Annotated in this window: 14 protein-coding genes; 1 reads left to right on the top strand and 13 read right to left on the bottom strand. The window is 69.7% G+C overall.

Annotated features, from left to right (window positions below; all coding sequences use genetic code 11):
- Window positions 1-56 precede the first annotated feature (56 nt).
- The 10 genes from Vau01_RS32745 to Vau01_RS32700 form a co-directional block, all read right to left on the bottom strand.
- Window positions 57-1,040: an ABC transporter permease gene (locus Vau01_RS32745; protein WP_239152034.1), complete on the bottom strand. Its 984-nt coding sequence runs from the start codon at window positions 1,038-1,040 to the stop codon at window positions 57-59.
- On the bottom strand, window positions 1,037-2,533 hold the full coding sequence (locus Vau01_RS32740; RefSeq protein WP_204000684.1) for a sugar ABC transporter ATP-binding protein: 1,497 nt from the start codon (window positions 2,531-2,533) through the stop codon (window positions 1,037-1,039). Before Vau01_RS32740 ends, Vau01_RS32745 begins: the two co-directional genes overlap by 4 nt.
- Window positions 2,530-3,576, bottom strand: coding sequence for a sugar ABC transporter substrate-binding protein (locus Vau01_RS32735; protein WP_239152033.1), 1,047 nt, complete (start codon window positions 3,574-3,576; stop codon window positions 2,530-2,532). Before Vau01_RS32735 ends, Vau01_RS32740 begins: the two co-directional genes overlap by 4 nt.
- A gap of 10 nt (window positions 3,577-3,586) precedes the next feature.
- Window positions 3,587-4,912 carry an L-fuconate dehydratase gene (locus tag Vau01_RS32730; RefSeq protein WP_204000682.1) on the bottom strand — a complete coding sequence of 442 codons (1,326 nt, stop codon included), beginning with the start codon at window positions 4,910-4,912 and terminating at the stop codon, window positions 3,587-3,589.
- 91 nt (window positions 4,913-5,003) lie between these two features.
- Window positions 5,004-6,440, bottom strand: a complete 1,437-nt coding sequence (locus Vau01_RS32725) for a glycoside hydrolase family 99 protein (RefSeq protein WP_204000680.1) — start codon at window positions 6,438-6,440, stop codon at window positions 5,004-5,006.
- Window positions 6,437-9,262: a PQQ-dependent sugar dehydrogenase gene (locus tag Vau01_RS32720; protein ID WP_204000678.1), complete on the bottom strand. Its 2,826-nt coding sequence runs from the start codon at window positions 9,260-9,262 to the stop codon at window positions 6,437-6,439. The genes Vau01_RS32725 and Vau01_RS32720 overlap by 4 nt, the downstream gene beginning before the upstream one ends.
- 25 nt (window positions 9,263-9,287) lie before the next feature.
- A complete protein-coding gene (locus Vau01_RS32715) occupies window positions 9,288-10,997 on the bottom strand; it encodes a ThuA domain-containing protein (RefSeq protein WP_204000676.1) in 1,710 nt (569 codons plus the stop codon).
- A gap of 17 nt (window positions 10,998-11,014) precedes the next feature.
- Complete coding sequence (locus tag Vau01_RS32710) at window positions 11,015-13,852, bottom strand: ricin-type beta-trefoil lectin domain protein (RefSeq protein ID WP_204000675.1); 2,838 nt, start codon at window positions 13,850-13,852, stop codon at window positions 11,015-11,017.
- 74 nt (window positions 13,853-13,926) lie between these two features.
- On the bottom strand, window positions 13,927-15,081 hold the full coding sequence (locus Vau01_RS65340; protein ID WP_204000672.1) for a ThuA domain-containing protein: 1,155 nt from the start codon (window positions 15,079-15,081) through the stop codon (window positions 13,927-13,929).
- A 9-nt stretch (window positions 15,082-15,090) separates the two neighbouring features.
- Complete coding sequence (locus Vau01_RS32700) at window positions 15,091-17,838, bottom strand: glycosyl hydrolase family 95 catalytic domain-containing protein (RefSeq protein ID WP_204000669.1); 2,748 nt, start codon at window positions 17,836-17,838, stop codon at window positions 15,091-15,093.
- A 312-nt stretch (window positions 17,839-18,150) separates the two neighbouring features.
- On the opposite strand from Vau01_RS32700, the gene Vau01_RS32695 reads away from it, so the two are divergent.
- Window positions 18,151-19,230, top strand: a complete 1,080-nt coding sequence (locus Vau01_RS32695) for a calcium:cation antiporter (RefSeq protein ID WP_239152032.1) — start codon at window positions 18,151-18,153, stop codon at window positions 19,228-19,230.
- Between the two features lie 2 nt (window positions 19,231-19,232).
- Here the strand turns inward: Vau01_RS32695 and Vau01_RS32690 are convergent, their stop codons facing one another.
- The 3 genes from Vau01_RS32690 to Vau01_RS32680 all read right to left on the bottom strand — a co-directional run bounded on the left by Vau01_RS32690 (window position 19,233) and on the right by Vau01_RS32680 (window position 22,843).
- Entirely contained in the window at window positions 19,233-20,723 is a 1,491-nt protein-coding gene (locus Vau01_RS32690; protein WP_204000663.1) for an LppU/SCO3897 family protein, read from the bottom strand.
- A 211-nt stretch (window positions 20,724-20,934) separates the two neighbouring features.
- A complete protein-coding gene (locus tag Vau01_RS32685; protein ID WP_204000661.1) occupies window positions 20,935-22,119 on the bottom strand; it encodes a DUF418 domain-containing protein in 1,185 nt (394 codons plus the stop codon).
- A gap of 64 nt (window positions 22,120-22,183) precedes the next feature.
- Window positions 22,184-22,843 (bottom strand): response regulator, encoded by a 660-nt coding sequence (locus Vau01_RS32680; RefSeq protein WP_204000659.1) that lies wholly within the window; start codon window positions 22,841-22,843, stop codon window positions 22,184-22,186.
- Between the last annotated feature and the right edge of the window lies 1 nt (window position 22,844).

Below are 22,844 nucleotides of genomic sequence, written 5' to 3'. Positions count from 1 at the left end.
TAACGGCATCGGCCCGTCTCGGCGCCCCCGGATCGCCGCGATCCTGGACGGCGGGGTCAGTCTTGGGCCTTGCCGGTCGTCACCCGCGCGAGGATCAGAGCGATCAGGATGATCAGGCCGTAGATGGCCTGGATCCACTGGGCGCTCACGCCGCCCAGCGTCAGGATGTTGTTGATCAGGCCGAGAACGATCACGCCGCACAGGGCGCCGAACAGCGTCCCCTTGCCGCCCTCCATGCTCACGCCGCCGATCACCGCGGCCGCGAAGACGGTGAAGATCATGCCCTCGCCCTGCGCGGCCGCGACGGAGCCGAGCCGGCCGGTCATCAGCAGCCCCGCGAGCGCGGCGAGCAGGCCGCCCACCATGAACACGACCCACATGACGCGGTCGACGCGGATGCCCGCCGCGCGGGCGGCGTCGCGGTTGCCGCCGATGGCGTAGACGGCGCGGCCGTGGCGGAAGAAGCCGAGCACCGCGATGCCGGCGGCGAACAGCACACCGCAGATCCAGATCGACGCGGGCAGCCCGAGCCACACCGCCGTGCCCAGATACTCCACCGACGCCGGCAGCTCGAACAGGTTCTGGCCGCCGGTGATGCCGATCTGCACACCGCGCAGAACGATCAGCATGCCGAGCGTCACGATGAACGCCGACAGCCCGAACCGCAGGATCAGCAGGCCGTTGAACGCACCCACGGCCAACCCGACGAGCAGGCAGATCGGGATCGCCAGCGCCGACGACCACTCGGTGCCGATTCCGTTGCTGGCGGCGGGAATCACGAGGGCGACGGCGAGCGCGGGCGCCAGCCCGACCGTCGACTCCAGCGACAGGTCGAAGCGGCCGCCGATCAGGATTATCGCCTCGGCGAGCACGAGCAGCGACAGTTCGGTCTGCTGCTGCAGCACGTTGGTGAGGTTCGCGGTGGTGAGAAACACCGGGTGGACGATCCAGCCGACCACGATCAGCACGAGGATCGCGGGTACCAGGGCCAGATCGCGCACGCGGGCCAGGCGCGGTACGCGCCACGCGATCGTCGTCACGATCCCTCCTTTGTGGACACACCTTCGACGGCGGCGACGATCCGGGTGTCGTCCCAACCGGCCGGGAATTCGGCGGTGACGCGGCCGTGCACCATCACCAGCACGCGGTCGCAGTGGCGCAAGTCGTCGAGTTCGTCGGAGACCATGAGCACGGCCGTGCCGGCATCGGCCGCCGCGCGGACCGCGCCGAGCAACGATTCCTTGGAGCGGACGTCGACGCCCGCGGTGGGATTTATGAGGACGAGGATGCGCGGGCCGGTCGACAACGCGCGCGCCAGCACCACCTTCTGCGCGTTGCCGCCGGAGAGGCTGGTGACCGGTGCCGACAGGCCGGGCGTCCGGATGTCGTACCGGTGCACCATGTCGTCGGCGACCGTCGCCATCCGGGCCGGCAGCACGGTTCCCGCCGGGCCCAACCGGTCGGCGATCGGCATCGTGGCGTTCTCGGCCACCGACAGCGTGGGCACGAGGCCCTCGCGATGCCGGTCCTCGGGCACCAGACCGATGCCCGCTTTCAGCGCGGCGGGCACGCTGCCCGCGTCCACTGTCTTTTCACCGACCCGGATCTCGCCGGTGTCGGCGCGGCGCAGGCCACCGACCGTTTCGGCCAGCGACACCTTGCCGCTGCTGCCGGAGCCGGTGACGCCCACGATCTCGCCGCGCCGCAGCGTCAGGTCGACGCCGTCGTAGAAACCGGTGAGGCGTAGGCCTTTCACGTCCAACGCGGGTTCCGAGGGTTTGGTGAGACGGGGCGGCACGTCGGTGAGGCCGACCGCCTCGCCGGTCATCGCGCCGACCAACGAGTCGTGGTCGAGGTCGGCGACCGGCGCGGTGCGGATCCACCGGGCGTCGCGCAGAACGGTGACGCGGTCGCACACCTCGTACACCTCGCGCAGGTGGTGGGAGATGAACAGCAGCGTCACCCCTTGCGCGGACAGCGCCCGCATCCGGGTGAACAGCCGCTCGATCGCGGTGGCGTCGAGGCGGGCCGTCGGTTCGTCCAGGATGATGAACCGCGTGCCGAGCGACAGCGCCCGCGCGATCTCGACCAGTTGCCGTTGCTCCACACCGAGATCGCCGGCGAGCGCGCCGGGATCGACCGCGACGCCGTAGCTGTCGAGCAGATCGCGGGCCCGCGACCGCAGGCGGCCCCAACGGATCGGCGCGAGGCCGGCCGCCTGGCGGTTGAGGAACAGATTCTCGGCGACGGTGAGCGTCGGGATGATCGTGGACTTCTGGTAGACGCAGGCGACCCGGCGTCGCCAACCGTCCCGATCGGACAGTGCCGGCGCCGGCTCCTCGCCGAACCGGACCGTGCCGCTGTCGGGCGGCACGAGCCCGGTGAGGATCGAGACGAGCGTCGACTTGCCGGCTCCGTTGCGCCCGACGAGAGCGTGCGTCTCGCCGGGCGTCAACTCGATGCCGACGTCGTCGAGCGCGGTGGTCGGGCCGAACCGTTTCGTGACGCCCGTGGCGGTGACGGCGGCGTTCATTTACTGATGTTGTTGCCCCACAGGGCCTTGTCGTCGACGTTGTCCTTCGTGACGAGCGGCGCGGGCAACTGGTCCTCCAGCATTCCGCCGCCGACGTCGAGGATCGTGCTGTCGTGGTCGGTCTTCCCGGGCTGGAACGTCCTACCCTCGACGGCGGCCTTGGCGTAGTAGAGGGCGTACTTCGCGTACAGGTCGGCCGGCTGGGAGACGGTCGCGTCGATCTCGCCCTTGCGGATGGCGTCGAACTCCTGCGGGATGCCGTCGTTGGAGACGATGAAGATGTGCTTCGGGTCGCTCGGCGGCACGAGCAGGTTCTTCGAGCGCAGCAGTTGCAGGGTCGGCGCCAGGAACACACCGCCGGCCTGCATGTAGATGCCCTTGATGTCGGGGTGCTGGGCCAGCCGCGTCTGCAGGGCGGCCGACGCCTTCGCGCCCTCCCAGTCGGTCGGCTCCTCGAACACCGTGATGTTCGGGAACTTCGTCTTCATGCACTCGGCGAACGCCTCGGACCGGTCGCGGCCGTTCACCGACGACAGCGAGCCCTGGAACTCGATCACCTTGCCGGTGCCGTTCAGCTTCGCGCCGAGGAACTCGCACGCCTTCTGGCCGTAGGCGCGGTTGTCGGCCCGCACCACCATGAACACCTTGCCCTTGTCGGGTCGCGTGTCGACGGACACCACCGGGATCTTCTTCTCGGCGAGTTGGTCCAATGTGGACGCGATGGCGCCGGTGTCCTGCGGTGCCATCACGATCGCCTTCGCGCCCTGGCTGGCGAGCGCCTGCGCGTTGGCGACGAGCTTGGCGATGTCGTTCTGCGAGTTGGTGGGCGTCATCAGGTTGATGCCGCCCTCCTGCGCGAACTGGGGGATGTACTTGGCGTAGGAGTTCCAGAAGTCGGAGTCGGCGCGGGGGAGGTCCACGGCGATCGGCTGTTTTCCGGCGTCGCCGGATCCGGTGTCGGACGAGTCCTCTCCGCGGTTGCAACCGGCGGTTGCGAGCGCTAGTCCGAGGGCGAGGACGGCGGCTTTCCTGAACATGGACATGGCGGGGTCCTTACGGGTGGGGAGGTGGGGTTCGGTGCTGCTGCCAGACGGGCCCGTCGGGGTAGGCGAACCGCGTCCGGCTCTCCGGCCGCATCGTCGAGCTGAAGCCCGGCGCCTGCGGGGCGAGGTACCGGCCGGTGCGGATCCGGACCGGATCGACGAAGTGTTCGTGCAGATGGTCGACGTACTCGATGACGCGGTCGTCCATCGACCCGGAGACGGCGACGAAGTCGAACATCGCCAGGTGCTGGACGAGTTCGCAGAGGCCGACGCCGCCCGCGTGCGGGCACACCGGCACGCCGAACTTCGCGGCGAGGAGCAGGATCGCGACGTTCTCGTTGACGCCCGCGACCCGGGCGGCGTCGATCTGGAGGAAGGAGACGGCGCCGAGTTGGAGCAGTTGCTTGAACACCACCCGGTTCTGCACGTGCTCGCCCGTCGCGACCGGGATCGGTGCCACCCGGCGGGAGATCTCGGCGTGGCCGAGCACGTCGTCGGGGCTGGTGGGTTCCTCCACCCACCACGGTTCGAACGGGGCGAGGGCGGTGATCCAGTCGACGGCGGGGCCGACGTCCCACCGTTGGTTGGCGTCGATCGCGATGCGGATGTCGGGCCCGCACGCCTCGCGGGCGATGCGCATCCGTCGCATGTCGGCGTCGAGGTCGGCACCGACCTTCAGCTTGATCTGGGTGAACCCGTCGGCGACCGCCTCGCGGCAGAGGCGGCGCAGCTTGTCGTCGCTGTAGCCGAGCCAGCCGGGTGAGGTGGCGTAGGCCGGATAACCGTTCTTTTCGAGACGGGCGATGCGCTCGTCGCGTCCCCCCGCTTGTTGCCGCAACAGGGCGAGCGCCTCGTCGGGTGTCAGCGCGTCGGTGAGGTAGCGGAAGTCGACCAGACCGACGAGTTCCTCCGGCGACATCGACGCCAGCAGCCGCCACAGCGGCAGCCCGGCCCGCTTGGCCTTGAGGTCCCACAACGCGTTGACCACCGCGGAGATCGCCATGTGCATGACGCCCTTCTCCGGGCCGAGCCACCGCAACTGCGAGTCGTGCACCAGTTCACGCCAGGCCCCGCCGAGGTCGTCGAGCACGTCCTTGACCTGCCGGCCCACGAGATACGGCCGGAGCGCGGCGATCGCCGCCGACTGCACCTCGTTGCCGCGGCCGATCGTGAACGCGAACCCGTGCCCCTCGTGCCCGTCGACGTCATCCGTGCGCAGCACCACGTACGCGGCCGAGTAGTCGGGGTCCGGGTTCATGGCGTCGGACCCGTCGAGTTCGGCCGACGTCGGGAAGCGGACGTCGGAGGTGTCCAGCGAGACGAACCGGCTACTCATAGATGATTACCTCTCATAGACGTCCGATGTCTATCAGAGAAGACGCCTCCAGACAAGGCTCTTGTCTGGAGGCGCCCGTTCATACATCCGATCACACTGGGAGCAGGTCGAACCTCTCCCACGAACCGATCGCGGTCCGGTTCGCGATCAGCGGCGACGCGCCCGCGCCCTCCGCCGCCACGTACCGGCCGGTGGCGGCCGACCGCAGCGCGACGCTGCCGTCGGCGTTGGACACCACCTGGAACGTCTCCGTGGGGCCGATCGCGGTGCGGTTGGCGATGAGCGGCGCCGAGCCGTCGCCGCCCGTCACGATGAGACCGTTCACCCGCGACCGCAACGCGATCGCGCCCCCGCCGGCGTCGATCCGCTCGAACTGCTCCCACGCGCCGACCGCCGTCCGGTTGGCGATCAGCGCTGCGGCACCGGCGTTCTCGGCCGCGACGTACCGCCCGTTGACGCGCGCGCGCAGCGAGACGGCCGTGACCGGACTCATCCTGTCGATCCAGTACCGGGTGCGGTCCAGGTACGCCGTCTCCGACGCCGTGCCGCTGGTGCCGTAGGCGCCCTGGAACGTCAGGTAGCCGTTGCCCGCCGGCGGGTTCGAGCTCGCCGGCTCGATCACCGAGCCCTCGTGCCACTCGTTGAAGGAGGTGATCGAGATCCAGTTCGCGCCGTTGTTCAGCGCGTTGGTCCACTGCCGGTCGTAGGTGGCGCCGTTCTCGCGGTCGAGCGTCGGCGTCGTGTTGCCCGGCACCGCGCGGTCGTCGATGTACCCGGGGCCGATCGACGGCGCCCACACCAGCCCGTTCGCCCGGCAGTAGGCGGCCGCGTTCGCCCAGCCGGGTGCGGTGTTGCCGGCGATCGCGTCGTAGGTGTACATGCCGCCGAAGTTCGCGACCTTCGACGTGTCGGTGGTCTGCGCCAGCACGATCGCCGTCGACCGGACCTGTTGCAGCGCCGACCAGTCGGTGATGCGTAGGCTCTCGAACACGTAGAACGGCGCGCGGTTGCCGTACGCGGGATCACGGTGGAACGCCGGGCTCGCGCCGTAGCGTCCGGTGATGTAGTTGATGTCGTCCACAGTGGACTGTGCCGTGCGTCCCGAATACGGTTCGAGATGCCAGGCGACCCTGATGCCGTGGCGCGCCGCGGCGGCCAGCACCCCGGCGGCGAGATTGTCCTCATAGGACCCGCGGCCCCACCAGCTGTACACGATCACGCCGATCCGGGCCTGCGCGATCCACGCCATGTGCTGCTCGACCGCGCCGGTGTAGTCGCCGGAGTCGTAGGCACCGCGCACCGGGTAGAAGTTTGCCCCGATCGAGAGCGGTGGCGTGAAGCCGCCCTGCGGCCAGTGCCGGTAGCTGCCGTTGACCTGCGGGCTGCCGTACCAGGAGTAGTAGAAGATGTGGACGTTGTTCGCCAGCGGAGCGGCCTGGACCGTGGGCTCGGCCGCCGCCGCCGGCCTGGCCACCACGGCCAAGCCGACGGTCAACAGCAGCGCTGCGACGATTCGTAGGATCCTCATGGCGTCACCAGGTCGAAGCGTTCCCACGCACCGATCGCCGCGCGGTTCGCGACCAGCGGTGCCGCGCCGGCGTTCTCGGCCGTCACGTACATGCCGTTCACCTCGGCCCGCAGGCTCTCGCTGCCGTCGGCGTTGCGCACGAGCACGAACCGCTCCCACGCGCCGACGGCGGCCCGGTTCGCGACGAGCGGGTTGGCGCCGCCGTTCTCGGCACACACGTACATGCCGTTCGAGCGGGCCCGCAGGGCAACGACCCCGCCGCCCTGGTCGACCACGTCGAACTGCTCCAGCGACCCGACCGTCGTCTTGTTGGCGATCAGCGGCGCGGTGCCGTTGTTGGCGGTGACGAACAGGTTGTTCACCAACGCCTTCAGCGTCGCGGCGCCGCCCGGCTGGGTCGTTCCGGTGTCGAGCGTGAACGCGTCGACGTCGAACAGGTTGCCGGCGCCACCCTTGAACACCAGGTACAGCGAGGTGGTTCCGGCCGGTCCCGGGTTCAGTGCCGCGGTGACATTCGTGAACGTCTCCCAGCTTCCGGTGACCGGCACCGCGACACTGCCGAGCAGCGTGCCGGTCGACGAGCCCGCGCGGACCTCGATGGTGCCGCCGCTGCCGGCGGAGGAAACCCGTGCGGTGAACCGGTTCGCGGGCTGCAACGCGTACGGCGTGTACGCGATCCAGTCGTTGTTCTCGATGAATCCGGCGGTGCTGCCGCCCTCGGCGGCGGCGTGTGCCGCGATCTGCACGCCGCTCTGGGTGCCGAAGTGCTCACCCTGGCGGTGCTTCGGTTGCAGGGTGCGGGTGCTGGTGCTCGTCAGCCCGCCGTTGTCGGTGTACGACGCCTGGAAGACGCCGTAGACGTTCGCCGCGGCGTCGTGTTCGCCGTCCGTCGGAACGGTGATCGTGCCACTGCATCCGGTGGTGCGGGTGATCTCGTGCGAGTGGCTGTCGTGCCCGAGGAGGTACGCCACGGTGACGCGCGAGCAGTTGATGGTGCCGTCCTCCGGGTCGCTGACGCCGACGGTGAAGGAGACGGTGTCGCCGAAGTTGAACAGCTGCCCGTTGATCGGCGTCGTCAGGTTCACAGTTGGCGCGGTGTTGCCGACGGTCACGACCGTGCTCGCTGTCGCCGAGAGCCCGGTCGGGTCGGTGACCCGCAGCGTCGGCGTGTACCGGCCGTTCGCCGTGTAGGTCTTGCTGGGGTTCGCGGCCGTCGACGTGGTGCCGTCGCCGAACGTCCACAGGTAGGTGAGCGCGCCACCCTCCGGGTCGGAGCTGCCGGTCGAGGTGAACTGGACGGTGAGCGGCGCGGGGCCGGAGGTCGGTGACGCGTTCGCCACCGCGATCGGGCTGCGGTTGCCGCCGCCGATGTACTCCACCCGGTACAGCGCCTGGTTGTTGCTGCCGGAGCCGTAGTCGAGCACGTAGAGCGCGCCGTCCGGACCGAAGGCCATGTCCATGACCTGCGTGCCGGTCCACGGGAACGCCGAGATCTCGCCGTAGGTTCCGTTCGAGTTGACGGTGATCGCCTTGATCCAGCGCCGTCCGTACTCGCCGGCGAAGTACCGGCCGTCGAGCGACTGCGGGAACTTGACCGGCGAGTTGAGCGCGGCGTTGTAGCGGTAGACCGGCCCGCCCATCGGCGACTCGCTGCCGCCGCCGAACTCCGGCGGTGAGCCGGCCTCGCCGCCGTACCGGATCCAACTCGGCTTCGCGGCGGGAAGCGTCTGCTGGCCGGTGTTGCGGAACGAGTTGTTGGTCGGACCGCCGGCGCAGTTGTACTTCGCCCCGGCCGGCCCGGACGGGAACGTGTACTCGGTGTAGGTCTCGGCCGTGGTGTTGGTTCCGGTGCAGTACGGCCAGCCGTAGTTGCCGGGGGCGGTGATGCGATTGAACTCGACCTGCCCGCCGGGGCCGCGGTTCGGGTCGGGCCCGCCCGCGTCGGGTCCGTAGTCGCCGAGGTAGACGATCCCGGTTGGCTTGTCGACGCTCATCCGGAACGGGTTGCGGAAGCCCATCGCGTAGATCTCGGGACGGGTGTTCGCCGTGCCCGCCGGGAACATGTTGCCCGCCGGGACGGTGTACGTCCCGTTGGCCTGCGGCGTGATGCGGAGCACCTTGCCGCGCAGGTCGTTGGTGTTCGCGCTGCTGCGCTGCGCGTCGTACTGCGGGTTGCGATCGGTGCGCTCGTCGAGCGGGGAGTAGGAGCTGGACTCGAACGGGTTCGTGTCGTCGCCGGTCGTCAGGTACAGGTTGCCGGCGGCGTCGAAGTCGATGTCGCCGCCGACGTGGCAGCACATCCCGCGGTCGTTGGGGACCTGCAGCACCACCCGCTCGCTGCCGAGGTTGATGGTGTCGTCGGCGTTGAGCGTGAACCGGCTGAGGTTCAGGTTGCCGCGCCAGGTGGCCCAGGTCGCGCTGGTACCGGTGGCCGGCGCGTCGCCGGCCGGCGTGCTGAGCACCGGCGAGTAGTACAGCCAGATGTACCGGTTGCTCGCGAAGCCCGGGTCGACGGCGACGCCCTGCATGCCCTCCTCGTCATGGGAGTACACCGGGATGGTCCCGATCACCTTCGTGTTGCCGGCGGCGTCGGTCAGCCGGACGGTGCCGTTGCGGGCGGTGTGGACGACCGAACGGTTCGGCAGCACCGCCAGCGACATCGGTTCGCCGAGTTCGGCGCTGCCGGTGGCGAGGCTGACCTGTTGGTAGTCCTGCGGTGGCACCGGATCGGCCGGTGCGGGCGTGGCGTCGGTCGTCAACGCGACCGCGGCGCCGGCGGCGGCGAGCAGCCCGGCCGCCAGTACGCGGGGGAGGTTTCGCATCGGGTGTCCTTCTATGGGGAGGGGGTCAGGAGCCGAACACGTTGAGGTCCCAGAGCGAGTAGCCCCACTGGGTCCCGCGCTGGGTGCCGAGGACGCGGACGTACCGGCCGCTGCCGGTCACCGTGACGTCGTCGACGCCGCCGTCACCGGTGGTCGTCGAGTACGCGGTCGTCCACGTGCTGTTGTCGTTGGAGGTCTGCAACTGGTACGCCCGGCCGTACGCCGTCTCCCACGTGAGCCGCACGCGGTTGATGGCGCGGGTCTGGCCGAGGTCGACGACCATCCACTGTGGATCGGAGTACGCGCTGCCCCAGCGGGTCGCGCTGTTGCCATCGACGGCGTTGGCGGCCACGTGCGCGCTGCCGGGCTCGACGCTCGACGCGGTGACCGGGCGGCCGCGGGCGAGATCGGTCGACTGGTCCGCGTCGACGCGGACGCGGATGTTGCGGTAGTTGATGTCGAGGCCGGCGCCGTCGTTCTGGACGCCGACGTAGCCGGACGCGATGGCCCGGTTGCTCGTGTAGTCGTTCACCTTGACGCCGTTGAGCCAGATCTCGACGCGCTGGCCGTGCACGCCGATCTCGTAGGTGTTCCACGAGCCGGGCGGGTTCAGCGCCGCGTCGCGGGCCGCCGCGTCGGGTGCCCGGAAGCTGTAGACGCTGCCCGTGGTGCGCGACGGATCGGCGTCGGTGGCGTCGATCTGGATCTCGTGCCCCTGGTCGACGGGCTTCCACGGGTCACCCTGCGGGTCGGGGAACCCGATGAACACTCCGCCGTTGTCGTCGCCGGGCATCATCCAGTCGAGCTTCAGCGAGTAGTTCGCGAACGGGCGGACCGGGAACCACAGCAGACCCATCCCGCCCGACGAGGTGAGCGTGCCGTCGGCGAGCGTGAACCCGCCCGGGCCGGCCTGCCGCCACTGCGCGAGGCTCGCGGCCGAGCCGTCGAAGAGCGGCGTGTAGCCGTTCTCGGCGCGGCAGTCGGCGGGCCGGCTACCGGCGGCGACCTGGATGCCGCCGAGCAGCATCCGGGTGAAGTTGGCCTCGGTGTACGACTCCCTGGTGTGGCCGAGGCCGGTGTACCAGGAGCGGCCGCCGCCGTAGTTCTGGCACCACGTGATCGGGTGGTCGCCGCCCATCGACCCGCCGCTGTAGGAGCCTTCGTCGAGACTGGCGAGCACCTTGACCTGTGCACGCGGGTTGGCGCGGTAGTTGTACCACTCGTCGACCCGGGTCCAGGTCTGCGGCAGGTGCGCCGTCGACGCGTTGCCGCGGTCCTCGACCCGGATCGTCGCCGTCTGGTTGGCCGGGTGCGACTGGAAGTAGGCGCCGACGAGGCCGCCGTACCACGGCCAGTCGTACTCGGTGTCGGCGGCCGCGTGGACGCCGACGTACCCGCCGCCGGCGGCGATGTAGGACTGGAAAGCGTTCTGCTGTGCGGTGTTGAGCACGTCGCCGGTGGTCGACAGGAACACCACCGCCTGGTACTGGGCCAGGTTCGCGGTGGTGAACTGGGCCGCGTCCTCGGTGGCCGTCACCGAGAAACCGTTCGCCGCACCGAGTTGCCGGATCGCGGCGACGCCCGCGGGGATCGCGTCGTGCCGGAAGCCGGCGGTCTTCGAGAACACCAGCACGTTCGTCAACGGCCGGGCCGCTTCGGCCGGCGGCGCCGCCACGGTGAGGGTAGCGGCGGTGGCGGCGAGGGCCAGCCCGGCTGCTGCCATTCGTCTCCGCATGCTTTTCTCCTTCGGAATCACGGCAGGGTCCAGTTCTGGGCACCGGTTCCGTTGCAGTCGTAGATCTGCAGCGGTGTGCCGTTCGTCGTGTTGGAGCCGGGGATGTCCAGGCACCGTCCGCTCGGCGGGTTGCGCAGGCTGCCGTTCGCGCCGGCCACCCACTGCTGCGCGCCGGACCCGTTGCAGGTCCACAGCTGCACGCGGGTGCCGTTGGCGGTGCCGCTCGCCTGCACGTCCATGCACTTGCCGAGGCCGCGCACGGTTCCGTCGGTGCCGACGGTCCAGGCCTGGTTCGCGTTGCCGGCCATGCAGTCCCACACCTGGATCCGGGTGCCGTCGGCGGTGCCGCCCGCGTTGATGTCGGCGCACTTGTTCAAAGCCCTGATGGGACCGGTGCGCAGCCCGCCGCCCGTACTCACGCCCGCGCCGGTGAACGTGTAGCTGTCCAGATCGAGCAGCGCGCCCGCTCCGCCGGTGAACACCACGTACAGGTCGTGCGTGCCGTCGTCGCCGGCCGACACCGGAGCCGTCACCTCGGTGTAGGCGTCCCAGCCGCCGGTGTTCGGCACCGTCACCCGGGCGACCTCGCGGCCGGTCGGTGAGTCGTACCGGAACGAGACGACGTTGCCGGCCTTGTCGGACGAGACCCGGGCCCGCACACCGGTGATGGCCTTGAGGCTCACCGCGTGGTGCCGCACGTACTCGCCGTTCTGGATGTCGCCGAGCCGCCGGCCACCCTCGGCACCCGTCGCGGCGATGACCTGCGGGCCGTGCAGCGACACGTAGTGCTCCGCCTGCCACTGCTTCGGGTAGAGGACGAGTTCGTGCTGACCGGTCAGCGGTACCGGACCCCGGTCGGTGTAGGTGCCCCGCAACACGAAGAACTGCACGGCGTCCGGGCCGGCGTGCACCGCGCCGGTGTTGACGGTGAAGCCGCAGCCGGTCCCCTCGCCCTCCTCGTGGGCGTGTTCCTGATGCCCCAACGCGGCCCTGATCACGACGTTGGCGCAGGGCGGGACGCCGTCCTGCGGGTCGCTCGCCGACGCGGTGGTCGTGAGGTTCTCGCCCCAACCGAAGATGCCGCCGTTCGGCACCCCGGACACCGTCACCGTCGGCCGGTTGTTGCCGACCACGATCGGAATCAGCGCGGTGCCGCTGCGTCCGGTGCCGTCGCTGACGGTCAGCCGGGCGCGCTTGTCGCCGTTCGTGGTGTACGTGAACGTCGGGTTGGCGGCGGTCGAGTCGACGCTTCCGTTGTTGTCGAAGTCCCATGCGTAGCTGAGCGGGTCGCCGTCCGGGTCGGTGCTTCCGGCGCTGGAGAACGCGACGGTCAACGGGGCCAGACCGTTGTCCTGATTGGCTTTCGCGACCGCGACCGGTGACCGTCCACCCGCGACGTAGTTGATTTTGTAGAGCCCCGCGGTCTCGTGGCCGGAGAAGTAGCCGTTGCCGTACTCCAACAGGTACAGCGAACCGTCCGGGCCGAACTCCATGTCGATCGGGTGCACGAACGTCATGCCGTTGAGCACCGGCTCGATCACCGTCGGGTTGCCGGTACGCGGGTTGCCGTTGTCGAACTGGATCTCCTTGATCCAGCTGCGGCAGTACTCGGTGATGAGGAGCTTGTTGTCGTAGTACTGCGGCCACTTCACGTCCGAGACGAGCGCCGGATCGTAGTGGTAGACCTCGGCGTGGTTCGGTGACCCGCACCCGCCCGGGGTGTCCAGCGCCGGCCACTCGCGGCTGCCGCCGTGCTGTTCCCACACCAGCGCGCCCTTCGTCGGCGGAAGCTGCTGCAGGCCCGTGTTGCGCGGGGAGTTGTTCACCGGACCGGTCGAGCCGCCGCACGGGAACCAGCCACGGGGCGCGTTGGCCGCGAAGTCCCAGTCGTTGTAGGCGACGTTCGGCCCGCCGCAGTACGGCCAGCCGTAGTTGCCCGGCGCGGTGGCCCGGTTGTACTCGTCGTAGGCGGCCGGGCCGCGGTTCGCGATCGTGGCGCCGGCGTCGGGACCGACCTCGCCCCAGTACAGGGTGTCGCTCATGCGCTTGTCGACCCAGACCCGGTACGGGTTGCGGACGCCCATGATGTAGACCTCGGGCCTGGTGTTGGCCGTGCCGGCGGGGAACAGGTTGCCGGCCGGAACCGTGTAGGTCCCGTTGTTCTCCGGGTGGATCCGGTTGATCTTCCCGCGGAGGTCGTTGGTGTTGCCCGAGGTGCGCTGCGCGTCGTACTGGGCGTCGCGGCTCGTGCGCTCGTCGATCGGCGCCATTCCGGCCGAGTCGCCACCGGAGTTCGTGTTGTCGCCGACGGCGAAGTACAGGTTGCCGGCGCTGTCCCACGTCATCGATCCGGCCGAGTGGCAGCACAGCCGCCGCTCGGTCGGCCACTCGATCAGCATGTCCTCGCTCTGCGGATCGAGCGTGTTCGTGGCCGTGGTGAACGTGAACCGGGAGATCCGGTTGACCAGCGGCGTGCTCGCCGGTGAGTAGAACAGGTACACCCAGCGGTTCGTCGCGAACTGCGGGTGCAGCGTGATGCCGATGAGACCGTCCTCGAACCGCGCGTCGAGCTGCAGCGTCAGCGCGACGGTGGTGGCACCCGTCGCCGGGTTGTACAGCCGCACCTGGCCACCGCCGGCGCTGGACCCGCGGTTGATGTAGAGCACCTTGAGATCGGGCAGCACGGCGAGTTCGATCGGCTCACCCATCGACAGGCCGCCGTCGAGCTTCACCTTCTCGAACTGGGCGGTCGGCGGCGGCGCGGCAGCCGCCGGTGACAGCGTGGAAACGGCGCTGCCGGCAATCGCCAGGAGTAGGGCGCCGACGGCACGGCGCAGGCGGATTCGTCGAGACATCGGGGCACTCCGGGGGTGGGGGAGGCCCGCGCGGCCCCTTCGGGACCGCGCGGGTGCTGGTGACGGGCCGGGACTCAGATGGAGACGAGGTCGAACTTCTCCCATGCGCCGATGGCGGCCCGGTTGGCGACGAGCGGGTTGGCGCCGGCGTTCTCCGCGCAGACGTACATCCCGTTCGCCTGAACGCGGAGGCTGACGCTGCCGTCGGAGTTGGTGACGCGGGCGAACGTCTCCCACGTGCCGACCGTGGCCCGGTTGGCGATGAGGGTGTTGCCGTTGTTCGCGCTGACGTACTGGCCGTTGACGCGCGCCCGCAACGCCACGTTTCCGCTCCCGAGGTCGACGACGTCGAACTGCTCCCAGCCACCGATCGCCGTGCGGTTGGCGATCAGCGCGCCGGCGCCGGCGTTTTCGGCCGCGACGTACCGGTTGTTGACGCGGGCGCGCACCGCCGCTCCCGTCGGCACCGGCTGGGTGACCGGTGTGCAGTTGGCCGTGACCGAACCGGCCGCGATCTGGAGACCGCCGAGGAGCATCCGGGTGAAGTTGGCGTCGGCGTACGACTCCTGCGTGTGGCCGAGGCCGGTGTACCAGGCGCGCCCGCCGCCGTAGTTCTGGCACCAGGTGATCGGATGATCGCCCATCGATCCGCCGCTGTAGCTCGCCTCGTCGAGGTTCGCCAGCACGCGCACGCGTGACCGCGGGTTGGTGCGGTAGTTGTACCACTCGTCGGTGCGCGTCCAGGTCTGCGGCAGGTGCGCCGTCGACGCGTTGGTGCGATCCTCGACGCGCACGTTCGCCTGCTGGATCGCCGGGTGCGACAGGAAGTACGCGCCGACGAGCCCGCCGTACCAGGCCCAGTCGTACTCGGTGTCGGCCGCCGCGTGGACGCCGACGTAGCCCTTGCCGGACGCGATGTACTGCTCGAACGCCGTCTGCTGCGCGGCGTTGAGCACGTCGCCGGTGGTCGACAGGAACACCACCGCCTGGTACTGGGCCAGGTTCGCGGTGGTGAACTGGGCCGCGTCCTCGGTGGCCGTCACCGAGAACCCGTTCGCGGTACCGAGTTGCCGGATCGCGGCGATGCCGGCGGGGATCGCGTCGTGCCGGAAACCGGCGGTCTTCGAGAACACGAGGACGTTCGTCAGGGGTGCCGCCTGGGCGGGGGTCACCACGGCGACGGTGGACAGCAGCAGTCCGGCGACCGCTGTCAGAACGGGTCTGCGCATGGGGGTCTCCTAGCTGGAGGTGAGGGTGAACTTCTCCCACGGGCCGATCGCGGTGCGGTTTGCGATGAGCGGGGCGGCGCCACCGTTCTCCGCGACCACGTACATGTTGTTGACGGTGGCCCGCAGGCTCACCGTGCCGTCGGAGTTGTTGACGCGGGCGAACGTCTCCCACGCGCCGACGCTGGTTCGGTTGGCGATCAAGGGGTTCGCGCCCGCGTTCTCGGCGCAGACGTACATCCCGTTGACCCGGGCGCGCAGTGCCACGTTGCCGTTCCCGAGATCGATGAGGTCGAACTGCTCCCAGGGACCGACGGCCGGCCCGTTCGCGATCAGCGCTGCCGCACCGGCGTTTCCGGCCTGCACGTAGAGGTTGTTCGCCTGGGCCCGCAGCGCGGTCGCCCCGCTCGGCTGGCCCGCGCCGAGACCGAGCGTGGACGCCGTGCCGGCCAACGACTTCTGACCCTGGTTCGGTGACCCGGTGAGCGTCGTGGCCGCGTAGTTCGTGAGCGGTTTGGCGGTGCGCTCCACCACGTAGGTGGTGTTCGCGGCGGTCGCGAACGTCACCTCGTTGCCCGTCGACGTCGCGAGGATCGCGTTGTCGCTCGTCCGCCGCACCCGTATCTGCTGGGTGCCCCACGGGTTCACCACCCGCGCCTGCTTGCCGTGCAGGCTGCGGATCCCGACGTACTTGACCTCACCGGCCTCCCGCTCGGAGCTCACGAGGAAGCCGTCCTTGGCCAGCAACGTGAACTTGCCGACGAAGTTCGCGTCGCCCGGCACCGCCGGGAACACCCGGATCTTGTCGTTGTACGACTGCATCAGCGACTCGTTCATCGCCGCCAGGTGGATGCCGAGGTACTCGAAGACGCCGTTGGTGTTGTTGGTCATGCCGTTCGGGTAGTTCTGGTACTTCTGCAGCATCGTCCGCATGCCGTTGTACGACTGGTCGCCCAGCCCGAGGCGGGCGGCGTGCACGTGGTCGTTCGACCACACGTTCCCGTACGGGTGCGGCCGCACGTTGAAGGTGTTCACCGCGGTCTGGTAATCGGGATAGCCGATGCCGGTGCGGTCGTACGGCCACACCAGTTCCAGCGCCACGTTCTCGTTGTTGCGCGTCGGCGACGTCGGCGGGTCGTGCGGGAGGTAGGCACCGTTCGCGATCGCGTACGGCGCGAGGTTGTCGACGACCGTCTGCCAGCCGGCCCGCAGTCCGGCGTCGAGGCCGAGCTGCTGGCTCACCTGGATCGTCAACGGGAACAGCAGGCGCACCGCCGCCAGGTCGGTGATCGCGTTCTTCACGTCCCAGTACGTCTCGTGCGCGTTCGAGGTCGCCATGAAGTAGCGGCCGTTCGCGTCGCGCGAGAGCCGGCCCTGGTAGAACTTCACGGCCTCCTTCATGAACGGGTAGGCCGTGTTCTGCAGGTAGCCGGTGTCGCTCGTGTACCGGTACTGCAGGTACATGTTGTACGCGGCCTCGGTGCCGGTCGAGTACAGGTCGTTCACGTAGTCGCTGTTGACGGTGCCGCGCGCGTTGCCGTCCCAGCCCATCGTCTCCGGTACCCACAGCCCGTCGATGCCGTAGCGGGTCATCGTGTACGCCTTCGTCGCGGCCAGGTTGCGGCTGTAGAGCCGGTTGAACCCGGCCATCAGGTCGGCGTGGTTCGAGGCGAGGAACGAGTTGTAGACGTCGCGCTGGTTCCAGTACCAGTAGCCGTTGCTCCACTTCGAGTTGTCCTGCGTCGCGCGGAAGACGCCGTTGATGAAGTGCAGCGGGTAGTTCCCGAAGCCGCCGGCGGCGATCATGTACGTCGCCAGGTAGTAGACGTTCTCGAGGTAGTCGTCGGCGCCGTTGGCGTACTGCACGAACGACCGCTGCCAGAACGCGTGCCACCAGTTGCGGTAGTTGGTGAGCGTGGTGGCGTACCCGGTCGCCTTCACCGCGGCGAGCTGATTCTTCGCCTGCTGCACCGAGTTCAGCCCGGGGGAGTTGATCCGGCTGGCCGCGGTGAACCAGATCGTGTACGAGCTCGACGGTGTGATGTTCAGGCGCACCTGCGTCTCGTTGACTGTCTGCGCCGAATACGCCGCGCCTTCGACGGTGGCCGCGAGGGTGTAGCCGAAGTTGTTCGGATCGGCCTGGCCGCGGCTGAGCCCGACCCCGGTGGAGTCGGCGAACGTGCCCACCGTGCGCCAGGTCTGCAGGTTCGGGACGTCGGCGATGTTCTGCACGCTGTTCGGGTCCCACAGGCTCAGGTTCAGCGCGACGGCGCTCACGCCCGGCCGCGAGTCCTCGACGTGGATGCCCATCACCTCGGAGTTCGGCGAACCCATCACGGTGACCGTGCGATTGTTGTCGTACCGCGTGGTCAGTGTGCCGTCATGGAGCGAAAGTCGTTGCTGGTAGCTGGAAACACCCGCGTCGAGTTGCGGCGTGGTCGAGAGGTTCACGAGGCCGGCCGCATAGGTCGACTGTTGCGACAGGTCCACGCCGGAGGTCTGCATCGTCAGGCCGTTCTGCTGCCACACCATCGCGCCGGTCCGACCGTTGCCGACGGTCAGGCCGTGCAACGGGTTGGTGTTCGCGCGGTTGTAGACGATGTCGTGCTTGGCGAGGTAGCTGGCGTAATCGACGTTCAAGGTACCGGTGGAGGAGTTGAACGCGGCATCCGTGGGTGCCGCGATGGCCGGCGCCGGGCCGGTCACCACGAGCAGCCCGGCCAGAAGCGCGCCAAGAATTATCGGCGTACGCACCGTCATTTCACGATCCCCTTCTAGATCGCGCTGGCGATGGGCTCCGCCACCACGTGCGGCAGCCCGCCCGCCGATGGCGGACTACCAGTGACGAAGCTCGATGCCCACCGACCTCGGACTTGCGTCGGGTGGCACCGGTGCCAAGTAGTTAACATTGGATGTCTGGCGGCGTCAATCTCCGTCCGTCAATATCTTCGAGCTGCAAGCGGCTGTTGGGAACTGCGCAAGACTTGCAAGGGCCGGAAGCGGCGACCGAGGAAACATCGGATCTGTTCGCAGATGTGTGACCCGCTGATCGTTTTCTGCGAAGGTGGGTCGGTGATCGGCGCACTGCGTTCCTGGACGACGTACACGCCCCTGCTCGCCGTGCTGCTGCTCGGCGCGGTGTGGGGGCGCGACCTCGGAGCGGTCGTCACCACCCTGGTGGCGCTCGTGCTCGCCGGCGCGATCCTGGCGGCCGTGCATCACGCCGAGGTGGTCGCGCACCGGGTCGGCGAGCCGTTCGGATCGCTCGTGCTGGCCGTCGCGGTCACGATCATCGAGGTCGCGCTGATCGTCACGCTGATGGTGTCTGGCGGCAAGGACTCGTCGTCGCTCGCGCGCGACACCGTGTTCGCGGCCGTCATGATCACGGCGAACGGCATCGTCGGTCTCTGCCTGCTCGTCGGCGCGGCGCGGTTCGGGCTCGCGGTCTTCAACGCGGAGGGGACGGGCGCGGCGCTGGCCACCGTGGCGACGCTGGCCGCGCTGAGCCTGGTGCTGCCGACGTTCACCACGAGCCGGCCCGGTCCCGAGTTCTCGGCCGGGCAACTGGCGTTCGCGGCGAGCGCCTCACTGCTGCTGTACGCCACGTTCGTCGTCACGCAGACGGTGCGGCACCGCGACTTCTTCCTGCCGGTCGGCGGGGCTTCGGACGACGACGAGCACGCGGCGCCGCCGTCCGATCGTCAGGCGTTGGTCAGCCTCGGGTTGCTGCTGCTGGCCCTCGTGGGAGTGGTGGGGCTGGCGAAGGTCGAGTCACCGGCGATCGAGTCCGGCGTCGCCGCGGCCGGCTTCCCGCACTCGTTCGTCGGCGTCGTGATCGCGCTGCTGGTGCTGCTTCCGGAGACGGTGGCGGCGCTGCGGGCGGCGCTGCGCGACAAGGTTCAGACCAGCCTCAACCTGGCGCTGGGTTCGGCCATGGCGAGCATCGGGCTCACGATTCCCACGATCGCGATCGCGACGATCTGGCTCGACGGTCCGCTGCTGCTGGGCCTCGATCCGACCCAGATCGTGTTGCTGGGCCTGACGGTCGTGGTCGGTGTGCTCACCGTGGTACCCGGCCGGGCGACCCGGTTGCAGGGCGCCGTGCACCTGGTGCTGCTGGCCGCGTTCGTGTTCCTGGCGATCAATCCGTAGGGCTACTTGATCCGTGACCGGGCCGACTTGAACGCGTCGATCGCGAGCTTGCGCGACGTGGTGTCGCCGACGCCGGTCAACTGCACCTTGATGTAGAGGGTGCCGGCCGGCAGTTCCACGCCGAGCGAGCGCTTGCCCCGGCCCGGCTCCCACGACGCGCGGAACCCGTCGACGGTCAGGGACTCGCTGTCGTTCTTCGGGCTCAGTTTCGCGCCGGAGAAGAAGCCGATCTGCACGATCTCGCTGGGCCTGGAGAACTGGTAGGCGCAGTGCGTGCCGTCGTCGACGCGCTCGGAGACGGTGTACGTCCGGCTCGTCGCGGCCGACACCGTCGCCGACACCTCCGCGTCGGTGAGGAAGCGGCAGGTCGACGTCGCCGCCCGGGCGGCCGCCTCGGCGTCGATCGCCGACTGCGACGCGCCGAGGCACAGCACCACGTCGACGCCGTTCTCCGACCGGTCGACCGGGTCGTTCGACTTCCAGTTCCACTGGAACGTCTCGACGATGCCCTCGACGCCGTCGCACGCCCCGCTGGTGCCCTCCGGCACGTCGGTGAGCCGCTTGACGACCTGGTACTTCGCGCTCGGGTCACGGCAGTCGATCAGGACCGCGTTCGGGCCGTCGACGTTGACGCAGTCGCCCTGGCGGACGATGTTGACCGACCGGCTCGGGTCGACCCCCTTGACGCCCAGGCACACCACGGTGGAGTTCGTGCTGAACAGCGTCGACGCGCCGGGCACGGTGCGGCACGGGTGGTCGGCGTCCCGGTCGAGCACACCGACGACGACGTGGGTGAACCCCGGATCGGTGCAGGCCACCTGCCGGTAGGGCAGCCGCCCCTCGTGGTCGGGCGCGACGCAGGTGCCCTGCTCGAACTTCTCGGACTCCGTCGTGAACACCTGGAAACTGGAGCCGGCGACGCCGATGCAGAGCACCATGAGGATCACGAGCGCGATGGCGATCCCGGCACTGAGATCACGCCGGTTCCGCGCCGGCGGGGCGGCGGTCTCGGTCGCCTCGTTCAGCCGGGCGTCGGTGGTGAGCTCGATGGCCGTCAGCTGCACGGACGGCTCACCGGTGGCGCCGATCCGCGGAATGGTGGCGGTCGGCGGATCCTGCCCTATGAACCCGCCGCCGGCCGGGTACTGGTCGCCGCCGCCGGTGGTCGGGTACCGCGGCGGGTCCTGGTCCACGACGTCGCCGTCGGCCGAGTACATCGAGGCCGGGAACGGCGGTGGCAGGTCGGACGGGGGCGGCGGCAGATCCGTGCGGGGCGGCGGCAGGTCGGCCCGGGGCGCTGGCGCCGCCGGGTCGAACGGCGGTGTGAGCGGCTGCGGCACCGGCGGCAGGTCGTCCCTCGCCGCTATGCGTGGCTGGGGAACCAGCGGGTCGTCCTCGGCCGCTGTGCGCGGCTGCGGCACGACCGGCCGGGGCACGAGTGGCCGCTCCGCCGTGGGTTCGTCGCCGCCGTACCACGCTCCGTTGCCGGACATGACCCTCCGTCTTCCTAGTACGAATCCGCTACGAGTCTGCCATCGCGCCGCGCCGAAGGCCCGCTCCCCCCGGGGCGAACCCCGTCACCAGCCCAAACCCGGCACCCCGCCACCACCCCCAAGATCCAGTCGATCTTGCAGTTGTGGTGCCCGCCAAACCGGAGCTAATCGCCACCAGCCTGGCACCACAACTGCAAGATCGACAGGGGTGTCACGCGCGGTAGGTGAGTTTGCGGAGGAGGGTTTCCGCCGGGCCGCGGTAGCAGGCGAGCTCCATCGACCTCGCGGCGGCGACGGACACCGTCCAGACGGCGACGGCGGCGCCGGCGGCGACCCAGGTGGAGCCGCCCAGGTCGAGGGCCCAGGTGGAGAACAGGGTGATCCAGGCCACTGACTGGAAGAGGTAGCCGGACAGGGAGCGGCGTCCGAGGGCTGCCACGGCGTCCACGATCGGCCGCCGCCTCCCGTCGGCGAGACGCACGGCGAGCAGCCCGAACAGCGCCACGTAGCCGGCGCCGCCGTAACAGCCGCTGGCCTGCTGCAGCATCGACAGGCTGTCGACGGTGTCCGGCGTGACGTACAGGACGCCCGCGGCCACCATCGCGTACGGCAGCGCGCCGAGCACCGTGATCCCGAGGCAGACGACCGCGACGCGGCGCAGCAGCACGGTGTGCGCGGCCGGGTTCTCCAGGATGCGCTGGCGCGCGGCCCAGATGCCCAGCCACACGATGAAGATGAACGGCACCACCGTCGACGTGTGCACCGGCCACTCGGCGAGCCGGTCGACGAGAGACTGCGCGTACGAGCCGGCGGCGAGCGACGGGTTGGTGACGTTCGCCACCGTCGCGTCACCGCTCTTCATGCCGGTGATCGCCGTCACCGCGAGGAAGCCGATGTAGACCAGCTGGATCCCCCACAGCCACGGCGCCACGCGGTGGAACCGGTCGCCGCGGCGCAGCAGCACGAGCGTCGCGATGATGCCGACGATCCCGTACGCGCCCAGGAAATCGCCGAAGTAGAGCAGGGTGGCGTGGAAAAGTCCGAAGACGACGAGGAAAGCGTTGCGCCGCAACAACACCCGCCGCTCGTCGGCGCCGGCGGCCCGCTGCCGGTGCGCGATCTGCACCAGCCCGTACCCGAACATCACCGCGAACACCGGGTACGCCCGCGCGTCGACGAACGTGGCCATCAGGAAGTTGACGACCCGCTGCACCCCGTGCGGTGTCGGGTCGAGGCCGGGTTGGCCGGCGAACGCGAAGTTCGCCGCGTTGGCGAGCGCGATGAAGAGCAGCATCGCGCCCCGCGCGAGGTCGGGGGCGAGCGCCCGCTCCGGCCGGGTCACCGGTCCGGCCAGGACACGCCCGGAGAATTTGCCGTGCTGAACCGTCGTTGTCATGGCTGCCAGCCTCATCGACGAACTGACGCCGGACGATGGCACTGGAACCCCTCGCCGGGTGGACCTAGGACCACCCCTCCGGCCGCACCAGGCCGGTGTTGTACGCGAAGACGGCAGCCTGGGTACGGTCGCGGAGGCCGAGCTTGGTGAGGATCCGGCCGATGTGCGTCTTCACGGTCTGCTCGGCGATCACCAGCCGGCCGGCGATCTCCGCGTTCGACAGGCCCCCGGCGATCAGCGTGAGGATCTCGGTCTCCCGAGCGGTGAGCGCGGCCGGCGGCGCGGGCGGCTCGACCGGCCGCAACCGGGCGAACTCGGCGATCAGCCGACGGGTCACGGTGGGCGCGAGCATCGCCTCGCCGGCGGCGATCACCCGCACCGCGTCGGCGAGTACCTGTGCCGAGGCCGTCTTCAGCAGGAAGCCGCTCGCGCCGGCGCGAAGTGCGGTGTACACGTACTCGTCGAGGTCGAACGTGGTGAGGATCAACACCTTCGGCGCGCCGTCGGCGGCGGTGATCCGGCGGGTCGCGTCGAGGCCGTCGAGGCCGGGCATCCGAACGTCCATGAGGACCACGTCGGGCCGGAGCCGGGCCGCCCGATCCACCGCCTGACGCCCGTCGCTCGCCTCGCCGACGACCTCGATCCCGGGCTGGGCGTTGAGCAGCACCGAGAACCCCTCCCGCACCATGGCCTGGTCGTCGGCGATGAGCACGCGGATCGTCACC

It is taken from the genome of Virgisporangium aurantiacum, assembly GCF_016863635.1.
GTDB lineage: Bacteria > Actinomycetota > Actinomycetes > Mycobacteriales > Micromonosporaceae > Virgisporangium > Virgisporangium aurantiacum.
The sequence above is the reverse complement of the archived record's forward strand: the minus strand, read 5'-3'. Positions and strand labels throughout refer to the sequence as shown.